At 70.5% G+C, this 11,520-nt stretch carries 11 protein-coding genes; 5 read left to right on the top strand and 6 right to left on the bottom strand.

Annotated features, from left to right (window positions below; translation table 11 throughout):
* Positions 1–42 precede the first annotated feature (42 nt).
* On the bottom strand, positions 43–660 hold the full coding sequence (locus KOI35_RS21950; protein WP_215789353.1) for a hypothetical protein: 618 nt from the start codon (positions 658–660) through the stop codon (positions 43–45).
* 133 nt (positions 661–793) lie between these two features.
* Between KOI35_RS21950 and KOI35_RS21945 the strand changes: the two genes are divergently transcribed.
* Genes KOI35_RS21945 through KOI35_RS21925 form a run of 5 tightly spaced genes read left to right on the top strand, consistent with a single transcriptional unit; the run spans position 794 to position 5,834 of the window.
* On the top strand, positions 794–1,117 hold the full coding sequence (locus KOI35_RS21945) for a (2Fe-2S)-binding protein (RefSeq protein WP_308121110.1): 324 nt from the start codon (positions 794–796) through the stop codon (positions 1,115–1,117).
* On the top strand, positions 1,114–2,496 hold the full coding sequence (locus KOI35_RS21940) for an FAD/NAD(P)-dependent oxidoreductase (protein ID WP_246613456.1): 1,383 nt from the start codon (positions 1,114–1,116) through the stop codon (positions 2,494–2,496). The genes KOI35_RS21945 and KOI35_RS21940 overlap by 4 nt, the downstream gene beginning before the upstream one ends.
* On the top strand, positions 2,493–3,392 hold the full coding sequence (locus KOI35_RS21935) for a dihydrodipicolinate synthase family protein (RefSeq protein WP_215789351.1): 900 nt from the start codon (positions 2,493–2,495) through the stop codon (positions 3,390–3,392). Before KOI35_RS21940 ends, KOI35_RS21935 begins: the two co-directional genes overlap by 4 nt.
* Before the next feature lies 1 nt (position 3,393).
* Positions 3,394–4,395 (top strand): proline racemase family protein, encoded by a 1,002-nt coding sequence (locus tag KOI35_RS21930; protein ID WP_215789350.1) that lies wholly within the window; start codon positions 3,394–3,396, stop codon positions 4,393–4,395.
* Positions 4,396–4,406: 11 nt separating this feature from the next.
* The gene (locus KOI35_RS21925; RefSeq protein ID WP_215789349.1) at positions 4,407–5,834 is read left to right on the top strand and encodes an aldehyde dehydrogenase (NADP(+)); all 1,428 of its coding nucleotides are present in this window, start codon (positions 4,407–4,409) and stop codon (positions 5,832–5,834) included.
* Here KOI35_RS21925 and KOI35_RS21920 read toward each other — a convergent pair.
* The 5 genes from KOI35_RS21920 to KOI35_RS21900 form a co-directional block, all read right to left on the bottom strand.
* Positions 5,817–6,332, bottom strand: a complete 516-nt coding sequence (locus KOI35_RS21920) for a SigE family RNA polymerase sigma factor (protein WP_215789348.1) — start codon at positions 6,330–6,332, stop codon at positions 5,817–5,819. The two genes, KOI35_RS21925 and KOI35_RS21920, sit on opposite strands and share 18 nt — an antisense overlap.
* The gene (locus KOI35_RS21915; RefSeq protein WP_215789347.1) at positions 6,329–6,937 is read right to left on the bottom strand and encodes a permease-like cell division protein FtsX; all 609 of its coding nucleotides are present in this window, start codon (positions 6,935–6,937) and stop codon (positions 6,329–6,331) included. Before KOI35_RS21915 ends, KOI35_RS21920 begins: the two co-directional genes overlap by 4 nt.
* Before the next feature lie 66 nt (positions 6,938–7,003).
* Positions 7,004–7,561, bottom strand: a complete 558-nt coding sequence (locus tag KOI35_RS21910; RefSeq protein ID WP_215789346.1) for a pyridoxamine 5'-phosphate oxidase family protein — start codon at positions 7,559–7,561, stop codon at positions 7,004–7,006.
* A gap of 97 nt (positions 7,562–7,658) precedes the next feature.
* Positions 7,659–9,323 (bottom strand): hydantoinase B/oxoprolinase family protein, encoded by a 1,665-nt coding sequence (locus KOI35_RS21905; protein WP_215789345.1) that lies wholly within the window; start codon positions 9,321–9,323, stop codon positions 7,659–7,661.
* Positions 9,320–11,365, bottom strand: coding sequence for a hydantoinase/oxoprolinase family protein (locus tag KOI35_RS21900; RefSeq protein WP_246613455.1), 2,046 nt, complete (start codon positions 11,363–11,365; stop codon positions 9,320–9,322). The genes KOI35_RS21905 and KOI35_RS21900 overlap by 4 nt, the downstream gene beginning before the upstream one ends.
* Between the last annotated feature and the right edge of the window lie 155 nt (positions 11,366–11,520).

Here is an 11,520-nt window from a genome sequence, read left to right as displayed (position 1 = left end):
TCACCCGTCCCTAACGCCAACGGGCCGCCAGATGGTTGGGGATCAGTTGACGACCCACCGGCCGCTCGCGTCGCTGGTCAGGTTGACCGTGTTGCGGACGCCGTCGGTGAAGGTGATCGTGCACCGGTAGATGCCCGCGGCGTCGGCGCCGACATTCACCGGGATGCAGGCGGCCTGGGCGGGCGTCACGACGTTGCCCAGGGAGTCGTGGAACTCGCCCTCCGACACGATCGACTGCTCCAGCCACGGCACCGCCGACGTGGTCACCTCGGTCTGCGACCCCGAACTCAGGTTGCCCGGATGCGAGGCCACGAAGCCGAGCACCATGAAGACGACGACCAGCGACGCCACGATCGAGAGCAGGGAACTGAGGCCGAACGTCCAGCAGAAGGCCGACCAGTAGGGCCGGCCGGGCAGGCCCAGGGCCTTGGCCCGGGTGGCCCGGTTGGCGGCCGAGATCGCGCCGAAGCCGCCGAAGATCAGCGTGAACGCGACGACCGGGCCGATGCTGGGCGCCTGCGCCCGGTAGGCCGCCGGCGGCGGCGGGTAGGTGGACCGCTGTTCGACGTAGCGCTGCCCGAGGCTGACCGGTGGCGGCGGCGTGTGCCCGCCCGTCCCCCACATGCCTTGGCTGCCGTGCGTCTGCTGACCAGCGGTCATGATCCCCCGTCCGTACGCGTAAGTCCGTCGGGGTTCTATCGGCCGCCCGCCCGGGAGCGTGAGCCGCCGCGGTTCGCTGTTTCAGGTTCCCGAGATCTCGCCAGGGGCAAGTAGTGTGTGACATACTACTGGCGTGACGACGACCGGACCCCGCCGCCTGGCGGCACAGGCAGACCCGGTTCGACCTGGGCCTGCTTCGGAGATCGTGGTGTTCGTCGACGGGGTGCCGATGGCGGGCCTCGACGGGCAGACGGTGGCCGGGGTTCTCATGGCCAACGGGCGCCTCGCCTGGCGCACCACCCGCGCCGGCCGCCCGCGCGGCGTCTTCTGTGGCATCGGTGTCTGCCACGACTGTCTTGTCACGATCAACGGCCTTCCCGACGTACGGGCATGTCAGCGCCGCGCCGTCGACGGCGACACGATCGCCACGGAGACGGGGACGGGGGCGCAGTCATGACCGTCGAGACCCCGGACGTGCTCGTGGTCGGCGCCGGTCCGGCCGGGCTGGCTGCCGCCGACGCCGCCCGCCGCGCCGGAGCGCAGGTCGTCCTGCTCGATGCGGCCGCCGACGCGGGTGGGCAGTACTGGCGGCACCTTCCGAAGGAACGGCCCGCCGCCCACGAACGCGTCCTGCACCACGGCTGGGACAAGTTCACCGCGCTGCGCGACCAGGAAGTGCTCACCGACGCCCAGGTATGGCTGGCCGAACGGCACGACGACCGCCCGCCGACACTGCACGTTCTCGTCGGAGCGTCCGACGGCAACGGAAGAACACCACGGACGTTCGCGCCCAAGGCTCTCGTGCTCGCCACCGGGGCGTACGAGCGAACCCTCCCCTTTCCCGGCTGGGATCTCCCGGGCGTGTTCACCGCGGGTGCCGCCCAGGCCCTGGCCAAGGCCGAGCGCATCGCCGTCGGGCAACGCGTGATCGTGGCCGGGGCGGGTCCCTTCCTGCTTCCCGTGGCGTCGAGTCTCATCCGTACGGGATCGACGGTGAAGGCTGTTCTCGAGGCGAACGGCTGGTCACGGCTCCGAAAAGCGTGGACCGCCCGCCCCACCGAACTGCCCCGGCACAAAGCGGGCGAACTGGCCGGCTACCTGCGCGACCTCGCGACCAGGCGCATCCCCTACCGCGCCGCGACCACGATCATCGCCGCCCACGGCACCGACCGCGTGACCGAGGTGACGACCGCCCGGCTCGACGAGCAGTGGGCGCCGATCCCGGGCACCGAGCGGCGCGAGCAGGTCGACGCCGTCTGTGTCTCGCACGGCTTCGTGCCCCGCAGCGAGCTGGCCGTGAACGCCGGCTGCCGTACGGAGAACGGCGCCGTCATCACCGACGAGAACGGGCTGACCAGCGTCCCCGGCGTCTACGCGGCGGGCGAGATCACCGGCGTCGGCGGCGCCGACCTGGCCCTGGCCGAGGGCGTGGTCGCGGGACTGGCGGCGGCCGGCCATCACGCCACCGCCGCGCAGCTACGCCACAAAACGGTCAATGAGAAATTCGCCGACCGGCTCGAGGCGGCCCACGGCATCAAGCCGGGCTGGACCGGCTGGATGACCGACGACACGATCGTCTGCCGCTGCGAAGAGGTGACCGCCGGCGACCTGCGCGCGGGGGCCGAGGCCACCGGATCCCGCGGCCTGCGCTCCCTCAAACTCAGCACCCGCGCCGGCCTGGGCGTCTGCCAGGGCCGCACGTGCGGGCGCACCGTCGAAGAACTTCTGCACCGCCACACCGGCGGCCTGCTCGACCCGGGCCGCACCGAGAACCGCCCCCTCGCGGCGTTCGTCCGGATGGGCGAACTGGCCGCAGCCGAAAAGGAGACCCCATGACCGACCTTCGCGGCGTTGTCGTCGCTACCGCCCTGCCCTACAAGGAGGACCCGTCGGCGCCGGCCGGGCTGGCGGTCGACTTCGACAAGTACGCCGAGCACGTCGACTGGCTGATCGGCAACGGCTGCCACGGCATCGGCCCGAACGGCTCGCTCGGCGAGTACTCGTCGCTGACCGACGAGGAGCGCCGCAAGGTCGTGCAGGTCGCCGTCGAGACGGTCGCCGGGCGCGGCAAGGTCATCGCCGGCGTGCACGGCGCGGGCTGGCACCAGGCGAAGAAGTGGGCCGAGCTGGCCGGCGAGGACGGCGCCGACGGTGTGCTGGCGCTGCCCCCGACCATGTACCGGGCCAGCAACAGCCAGGTGGTCGAGCACTACACCAGGATCGCCGAGGCCGGGCTGCCGATGATGGTCTACAACAACCCGTTCGACACCAAGGTCGACCTGGTGCCCGACCTGGTCGCCGAGATCGCGCAGATCCCCCAGGTCGTCGCGATCAAGGAGTTCAGCGCCGACGTGCGGCGGTTGTTCGAGATCCGCGAGAAGTGCGAGATCGACGTGGTCGCGGGCGCCGACGACGTGCTGTTCGAGCTGATGGCGGACGGCGCGGTGGGCTGGTTCGCCGGTTTCCCCAACGTGTTCCCGGCCGAGTCGGTCAAGCTCTACAACCTGATGCTCGAGGGCAAGTTCCTCGAAGCCCGCGAGCTCTACCAGCACCTGGTGGCGGTGTTCCGCTGGGATTCCCGTACGGAGTTCGTCCAGGCCATCAAGCTCAGCATGGACCTGATCGGCCGGTACGGCGGTCCGTGCCGCCCGCCGCGCGGCCCGCTCACCCCCGAGCACCGGGCGCAGATCGAGGCCGAGACGAAGCTGGCCCTCAAGGCGCTGGGGAACTGACATGCGCGCCTCGCGGATGTTCTCCGCGGTCGACTCGCACACCGAGGGCATGCCGACCCGCGTCGTGACGTCCGGGCTCGGCACCATCCCCGGGGCGACCATGAACGAGCGGCGCCTGCACTTCATCGAGCACCTGGACGGCGTACGGGAACTGCTCATGAACGAACCGCGCGGCCACGCGGCGATGAGCGGCGCGATCCTGCAGCCGGCGACCCGGCCCGACGCGGACTTCGGCGTCGTCTACATCGAGGTCTCGGGCTGCCTGCCGATGTGCGGGCACGGCACCATCGGGGTCGCCACCGTGCTGGTCGAGACCGGCATGGTGGCGGTCACCGAACCGGTCACCACGATCCGGCTCGACACCCCGGCCGGGCTGGTCGTGGCCACCGTACGGGTGAAGGACGGTCACGCCGAGTCGGTCACGCTGGAGAACGTGCCGTCCTACTGTGAACGGCTCGACGCCACCATCGAGGTGCCCGGGCTGGGCACGGTGCCGTACAGCCTGGCCTTCGGCGGCAACTTCTACGCGATGGTCGACCTCGACGCGGTCGGGCTGCCGTTCGACCGGGCCCGCCAGCGCGACATCTCGGACGCGGGGCTGGCCATCATGGAGGCGATCAACACCCAGGATCCGCCGAAGCACCCGACGATCGACGGCGTCGACCACTGCCACCACGTCGAGTTCATCGCTCCCGGCTCCGACGCGGCCCTGTCGCGGCACGCGATGGCGATCTACCCCGGCTGGTTCGACCGGTCGCCGTGCGGCACCGGCACGTCGGCGCGGATGGCCGAGCTGTGGGCCCGCGGCGAGCTCAAGCTCGGAGCCGACTTCGTCAACGAGTCGTTCATCGGCAGCCGGTTCACCGGCCGGCTGGTCGAGGAGACTACGGTCGCGGGGCGTCCCGCGGTGATCCCGACCATCACCGGGCGGGCCTGGGTGACCGGCTTCGGCCAGTACCTGCTCGACCCGACCGATCCCTATCCCACCGGCTTCGCGTTCTAGAGGTATCTGTGATGAGTTCTGCAATTTCGGCAGCCGCTGAGGCCGCGCCCGTCCTCGCCGGCATGCCGCTCCGCGAGCGTGCCGGCTATCTGGTAAAGGCGGCCGACGCTCTGCTGAACGCCGCCGACGAGCTGGTCCCGCTGGCCATGGAGGAGACCGGCCTGACCGAGCCTCGCCTGCGCGGCGAGATCAAACGGACGGCGGTGCAACTCAAGCTTTTCGCCGAGGTGGCGGCGGCCGGCGAGTTCCTTTCCGTACGCCTCGACGCCGCCGATCCGGACTTCGTCCTCGGACCACGACCCGACCTGAGGCGCATGCTGGTGCCGCTCGGCCCGGTGCTCAACTTCGCGGCGAGCAACTTCCCGTTCGCCTTCTCCGTGGCCGGCGGCGACACCGCGTCGGCGCTGGCCGCCGGATGCCCCGTGGTGGTCAAGGCGCACCCGGGACATCCCCGCCTGTCCGACCGTACGGCCGCAATCGTCTCGGCCGTCCTGCCCGCCGGAGCGCTCAGCGTGATCCACGGGCAGGACGAGGGTGTGGCCGCCCTGAAGGATCCGCGGATCGCGGCGGCGTCCTTCACCGGGTCGCTCGCCGGAGGACAAGCCCTCGCCGCGATCGCGGCCGCGCGCCCTCAGCCGATCCCGTTCTACGGCGAGCTGGGCAGTCTCAACCCGGTCGTCGTGACTCCGGCGGCTCTCGAGGCGCGCGCCGGATCGATCGCCGAAGGCTTCGCGGCGAGCGTCTCGGGCTCGGCCGGCCAGCTGTGCACCAAGCCCGGTCTGCTGTTCGTGCCCGGGGCGCTGGAACTTTCCGCGAGCTTTCCTCCGCACAAGCTGCTGCACCCCGGCATCGTCGAGGGCTACGCCCAGCGCCGCGCCGCGATCCTCGGGACCCCCGGCGTGACGGTGGTGGTCGAGGGCACGGCCGGCGACGACGGCGTGACGCCGACGCTGGTCGAGACCGACCTCGCCACCCTGGTCAAGCACCGCGACACCCTGCTGCAGGAGGCGTTCGGCCCGCTGTCGATCGTCGTGCGCTACACCCCGGGCGAGCCGCTCGGCGAGACCCTGCTCGAGCTGGTCGAGGGCTCGCTGACGGCCGGCGTGCACGTCGCCGACGGCGAGGACTCCCCCTGGCTGCACGACCTCGTGACCACGCTGCAGACCCTGGCGGGCCGGGTGCTGTTCAACGGCTGGCCGACCGGCGTCGCGGTCACCCCCGCGATGCAGCACGGCGGCCCGTTCCCGGCCACCACCAACCCGACCATGACGTCGGTCGGCACCGCCGCGATCGAGCGGTTCCTGCGCCCGGTCGTCTATCAGGACGCCCCCGCGTCATTGCTGCCCGAGCCGCTGCGGGACGACAACCCGTGGAACGTCCCGCAGCAGCACTCCCCCGCCGGTTCTTCTCTCACGTGGGGCTCAGAAATCGTCGCCTAACATCTCGCGCAACCTGGCCAGAGCACGGGCGTTGCGCATCTTCACGACCGACACGGAGACGCCGAGGATCGTGGCCACAGTTTCCACGCTGTGATCCTCGGCGTGCCGCAGCACCAGCACGGCCCGGTCCTCGACGCCCATCCGGGCCAGCGCGTCGACCAGGGCCAGCCGCAGTTCCGGCGCGGTCTCGCGGCCGGGCTGATCCGGCAGCTCGGCCAGCACGATCTCGGACCCGCTGCGCCGCTTCGACCGGTCGAAGACGAGGTTCATCAGCACCCGGCGGCTGTAGCCCTCCAGGTTGGCGCTGGTCCGGATCCGCTTCCACGACGCGTACATCTTGGTGAAGGTCTGCTGGGTGAGATCCTGGGCCAGATGCCAGTCCCGGCACATCAGATAGGCGGTGCGCCGCAGCCGGGTCGCCGACGCCTCCACGAACGCCGTGAACTCCTCGTCCGCGGTCCGTGCCGTCGATTTCGGGTTCGTCAGCGTGTCCGTCACTTGATCCCGCCCACCGGCGCACTGGGCGGGCAGACGTTGCCGATGATGTCCTGAACACCGGCCATCTTCGCGTACTCCGCACGGAAGCTCCGGAATTCCCGGGCATCCTTCAGCCGTACGCGGAACGACTCGGGCAGAGACTCCGGAGTCACCGACTTGACGAACTCCGGGCTGTCCTTCCACAGGCCGACGAACCGCTCGTACGCCTCCTGGTTGCTCTCGTAGACCATCTCCTTGACGCGGCCGTCCGCCCCGAGCGCGTCGCGGATGGCCGCCCGGTCCCGCCCGGTGATCCCCGTCTTCCCGAAGATCGCCACATCGGTGGCCCGCTTCTCCTCGGACCGGTAGTTGCAGTCCTGAGCGAGCGAGAACCCCATGGGCACCGTCACGGCCGGCTCGGCGGGCTCCCGCGTCTGGAAGTTCACGCCGGCCACCACACCCAGCCCCATCACGACCACCGTGGCCGCCCCCGCCACCGCCGTGAGCCGGCGCCGCCGCCGGATCCGCCCACCCGCGACCACGGCCGCAGCCGCCATCGCCCCCACGTCGGCGCCCGGGTCGTCGCCGACCGCCCGATCGAACTGATCCCGCAGGTTCGCGTTCAAGGCCTTGTTCTCCTCGCTGTCCGGTCCGTCCTCTGCTGGATAGGACCGGATGACCCCCGGTTTCGGTCACACCTTTCCGAAGACCGGCTGCCCGTCGATGCTGACCGCGTTCTTCACCCGGCGATATTCGGCCAGGTCGGCCTCGGAGCGCCGCTCGTGCGAGCGGATCAGCAGGTCACGGTCGCCCTCGTAGGACATGAGCGGCACCGAGTAACCGCAGGAGTCGCTGATCCGGTCGACCGCGATGTCGATCACCGACCGGACGCCGTGGGTGTCGGGCGCCTCGGGAAACCCGGCCAGCAGCCCGGCGAACCCCGGCTCGTCGACCGGCACCGCGCGTCCCTGGCCGTGCAGCCGCACGATGTTCGGCGGGCCCTGGAACGCGCAGAACATGATGGTGATCCGCCCGTTCTCGTTGAGGTGGGCGATCGTCTCGGCGCCGCTGCCGTGGTAGTCGAGGTAGGCCACGCGATGCTCGCCGAGCACCACGAACGTGCCGGCCATGCCCTTGGGCGACACGTTGACGTGCCCGCCCGGGCCGGTGGGGGCGGTGGCCACGAAGAACATCGGCTGGCTCTCGATAAACGTCCGGAGCCGCCCGTCGATCCGCTCATGCACCTTCATGACTCGATACTCCCCCGCCGGGCGCCGCACGGCTCGGCAGTTTCCGGCCGTCGGGATGGCGCCGGCCCTCGGACAAAGAGGGACCGGCGCCGGGTTGTCACGGGGTGGTGATGCCGTAACGGCTGCTGGCGGCCTCGGCGGTGATGTTGTGGTCGAGCACGTCGGCCCGTACGTCGTCGGCGGAGCGTTCGGTCGGGTCGCCGTAGCCGCCTCCGCCGCCGGTGGCGCAACGGACCACGTCGCCCTTCTTCAGCGGCATGCCGTTGATCTTCAGGATGCGGCGTTCGTCCTCGCGGCCGGGGTTGATGACCACCTCGGGGCCGACCGCGTCCTCGCCGCCGAACAGGCCCCACGCGGGCTGGCGGGACCGCTCGAACCACAGCGACACCGTCAGGTCGGTCTGGGCCTCGTACTCGCGGATGACGCCGTTGCCGCCGCGCCAGCGACCGGAACCGCCGGAGTCGGGGCGGATGCGGTATTCGTTGATGCGCCACGGATAGCGGGTCTCGTAGACCTCGACCGGGATGTCCTTGAGCGAGCCGTTCACGTTGTTGATGAGCGCGCTCTCGCCGTCGGAGCCGTTCCAGCCGCCCCAGCCGCCCACGGTGGCCTCGAGGCTGACGAACTCGCGCTTGACCCGCGGGTCGGTGCCGGCCGACAGGATGATCATCGAGTCGCCGTGGCTGGCGCCGGCCACGTGGTCGGGCATGGCGGGAGCGAGGGCCCGGGCCACCATGTCGATCAGCAGGCCGAGGTGGCTGAAGTACCACTGGCAGGCCGCGGGTGACCGGGCGCCGAGCACCGACCCCTCGCGCACCTGGGTGGTCATCGAGCGGAACGAACCGCCGTTGCCGGGCAGGTCGGGGCTGACCAGCAGCTTGTAGCCGACCCGGAGGGCGGAGACGGCCTGCGAGACGCCGCAGTTGACCGGGCCCACGGTCTGGTCGGCCGACTCGGTGACGTCGAAGTCGATGTCCTCGCCGGAGACCGTCACGCGCAGGCGGATCGGGATCGGGGTGTCCAGGTCGACGCCGTCGTTGTCGAGCACGCCCTCGGCGCTGTAGACACCGTCCGGGATCTTGGCGATGACCGCGCGCTCGAGCAGTTCGGTCTGGTGGAAGATCTCGTCGCGGGCCTCCTCCAGCGTGGTGAGGCCGAACCGCCGGACGATCTCCTGCAGCCGCCGCTCGCCCATCTGGATGCAGGCCATCATCGCGTGCATGTCGCCGGTCGTCGGGTAGGGGAACCGGACGTTGGTGGCGATGGTGTCGGTGACCGAGCGTTCCTCGACGCCGCCCGACACCAGTTTCTGCGGGCCGAGGCGCAGGCCCTCCTGGAAGATGTTGACCGAGTCCATCGAGCCGCCGGGGTCCTTGGAGCCGACGTCGATCCAGTGGGCGCGGGACGCGGTGAAGCCGACCAGCGTGGTGTCCACGAACACCGGGCCGAAGATGGTCACGTCGTTGAGGTGGGTGCCGCCCAGGTAGCTGTCGTTGAGGATCCAGACGTCGCCCGGCTGCCACACCTCGCGGCCGAAACGCTCCTCGGTGGCCAGGGTGCAGGTCTCCAGGTTGCCCAGGAAGATCGGCAGGCCGGCCGACTGGCCCAGCACCTGGTGGTTGGCGTCGAGCAGGGCGACCACGCAGTCGCCGCACTCGTAGATGATCGGGGTGTAGGCCGAGCGGATCAGGGTGGCGTTCATGTCGTCCGCGGCGGCGTTGAGCGCGTTGCGGATGATCTCGACGGTTACCGGGTCGATCACTGGTCTGCCTTCCGGGAGATGATCAGGGAGCCGATCTCGTCCACGGCCACCGAATATCCGGGCGGCACGACCGTGGTGGCAGTGGCTTCAACCACCACGGCCGGGCCGTCGAACGTGTGGCCCACGAAGAGGTCGTCGCGCCGGGCAACGATCGTGTCCTGGGGCACGCCGTCGAACACCACCGTACTGATTTCATGGGCGAAGTCCGATTTATCCGACACAGCCCACTTCTGCGGGTCAGGGCGTCCCAGGTCACCGAAAGCGGCGGTGCGCAGCGCCACGAACTCGATCGGAGCACCCAGATTGGCGTGCCCGTACCGCGCCTTGTGCAGGTCGGCGAACCGCTGAGCGACATCCGACAGGAAGGTGGCGTTCAGCGGCTCGTCGGCGCTGTCGAGCGGCACAGTCAGCGTGTACTCCTGCGCCGCGTACCGGATGTCCACCGAATGCGAGGCGTGCCGCGCATCCCCCGCGACCCCCTCGTGGTCGAGCCCGTCGAGCCCGTCCCTCTCCAGCCGCGCCAGCTGAGCAGCCATGTCGGCGGTGTCGAGATCCTCGTCGAGGAAGAAGTACGGCTCGGTGTAGTCCTGCCGGATCTGCGTCTGCAGCATGCCCCAGGCCGAAAACGCCCCCGGGAACCGCGGCACGATCGTCTCGGCGATGCCCAGCTCGCGGGCCAGGAACACGGCGTGCATCGGGCCGGCCCCGCCAAACGCGACCAGCGCCGAGTCCCGCGGCTCGATCCCCCTCGACACCGTGATCGTGCGGATCGCCTGCGCCATCTTCGAGTTCGCGACGTCGCAGATGCCCTCGGCCATCGCCGTCGTGGTCATCCCGAACACTTCCGCGAGCCCGTCGACGGCCGTTTCCGCGGCCGACGTGGAGAGCGTCATCTGCCCACCGGCGAACCCGTTCGGGTCGATCCGGCCGAGCACCAGGTTGGCGTCGGTCACGGTCGGCTCGGTGCCCCCGCGGCCGTAGCAGGCCGGACCCGGCCGGGCACCGGCGCTTCGCGGCCCCACGCGCAGGCCACCGGCCTCGGCCCAGGCCACCGAGCCACCACCCGCGCCGACGGTGTGGATGTTGACCACGCTCATCAGCATCGGCAGCCCTTCCAGGGACGCCTCGGCCGACACGTCCGGCTCGCCGTCGACGATCAGCGACACGTCGAAGCTGGTGCCGCCCATGTCGATGCCGATCAGCTGCGGCCGTCCGGTCTGGCGGGACAGTTCGGCGCAGGCGATCGCACCCCCGACCGGCCCCGACAGCAGCGTCTGCAGCGGCCGGCGCCGGGCCGACTCGGCGGTCAGGATGCCGCCCGACGACTGCATGACGTGCAGCGGGACGTGCAGGCCCCGGCCTTCGAGACGGCCCTCGAGGTCGATCAGATAACGACGGACGATCGGTCCCGTGTACGCCTCCACCACCGCCGAAGACGTCCGCTCGTATTCGCGCCACTCCTTGGCCGCCTCGTGCGAGACCGACACCGTGACGTCCTCACCGAGCTCTTCGAGGAGGATCTCGCGGGCCCGCAGCTCGTGGGCCGGGTTCTTGTAGCTGAACAGGAACGCCACCGCGATCGCGCCATGGTCACTCGCCTTGAAGCGAGCCGCTGCCGCCCGTACGGCATCCTCGTCCAACGGCTTCAGTTCCGACCCGTCGGCCGCGATCCGGCCCCCGATGCCGAGGATGTCCCGGCGCGGCACCAGCGGGGTCGGCTTACGGTAGTGCAGGTCGTACAGCCTGGCCCGGGGCCCGCGGGCGATGTGGTAGGTGTCCTCGAGACCGGCCGTGCCGAGCAGCAGCACGGGCACGCCGCGACGTTCGAGAAAGGCGTTGAGCCCCTGCGTGGTTCCGTGCACCAGGAAGTCGATGCCGGCCGGTTCGTCGACGACCGCGTCCAGCCCGGCGAGCACGCCCTCACTGAGGTTGCCGGGCGTGGTCGAGGCCTTGGTGGCCGCGAACGCCCCGCTCTGCTGGTCGTACGTGACGACGTCGGTGAACGTGCCACCGATGTCCATCGCGACTCGATAACGCCCCATGTGATCTCCCTCGCGTTTCAGCCGGTCAGGTAAGCGCAAGTTAAAGAGAAGGTGTCCGGCGACACTGTGCGCCCGGCATACCGGGCCGGTGGTGGCGCGTGCGCGGCGCACGATCCACGCCCGCGAGAGCCCGGCAGGATGCCCGGATACCGACC

Source organism: Paractinoplanes bogorensis (assembly GCF_018829635.1).
GTDB lineage: Bacteria > Actinomycetota > Actinomycetes > Mycobacteriales > Micromonosporaceae > Actinoplanes > Actinoplanes bogorensis.
The sequence above is the reverse complement of the archived record's forward strand: the minus strand, read 5'-3'. Positions and strand labels throughout refer to the sequence as shown.

What these genes read in the sequence shown, in the direction of transcription:
- KOI35_RS21930 (WP_215789350.1), top strand. Translation starts at nt 3,394, where the DNA reads ATGCGCGCCTCGCGGATGTTCTCCGCGGTCGACTCGCACACCGAGGGC.
- KOI35_RS21935 (WP_215789351.1), top strand. Translation starts at nt 2,493, where the DNA reads ATGACCGACCTTCGCGGCGTTGTCGTCGCTACCGCCCTGCCCTACAAG.
- KOI35_RS21900 (WP_246613455.1), bottom strand. Translation starts at nt 11,365, where the DNA reads ATGGGGCGTTATCGAGTCGCGATGGACATCGGTGGCACGTTCACCGAC.
- KOI35_RS21950 (WP_215789353.1), bottom strand. Translation starts at nt 660, where the DNA reads ATGACCGCTGGTCAGCAGACGCACGGCAGCCAAGGCATGTGGGGGACG.
- KOI35_RS21910 (WP_215789346.1), bottom strand. Translation starts at nt 7,561, where the DNA reads ATGAAGGTGCATGAGCGGATCGACGGGCGGCTCCGGACGTTTATCGAG.
- KOI35_RS21940 (WP_246613456.1), top strand. Translation starts at nt 1,114, where the DNA reads ATGACCGTCGAGACCCCGGACGTGCTCGTGGTCGGCGCCGGTCCGGCC.
- KOI35_RS21925 (WP_215789349.1), top strand. Translation starts at nt 4,407, where the DNA reads ATGAGTTCTGCAATTTCGGCAGCCGCTGAGGCCGCGCCCGTCCTCGCC.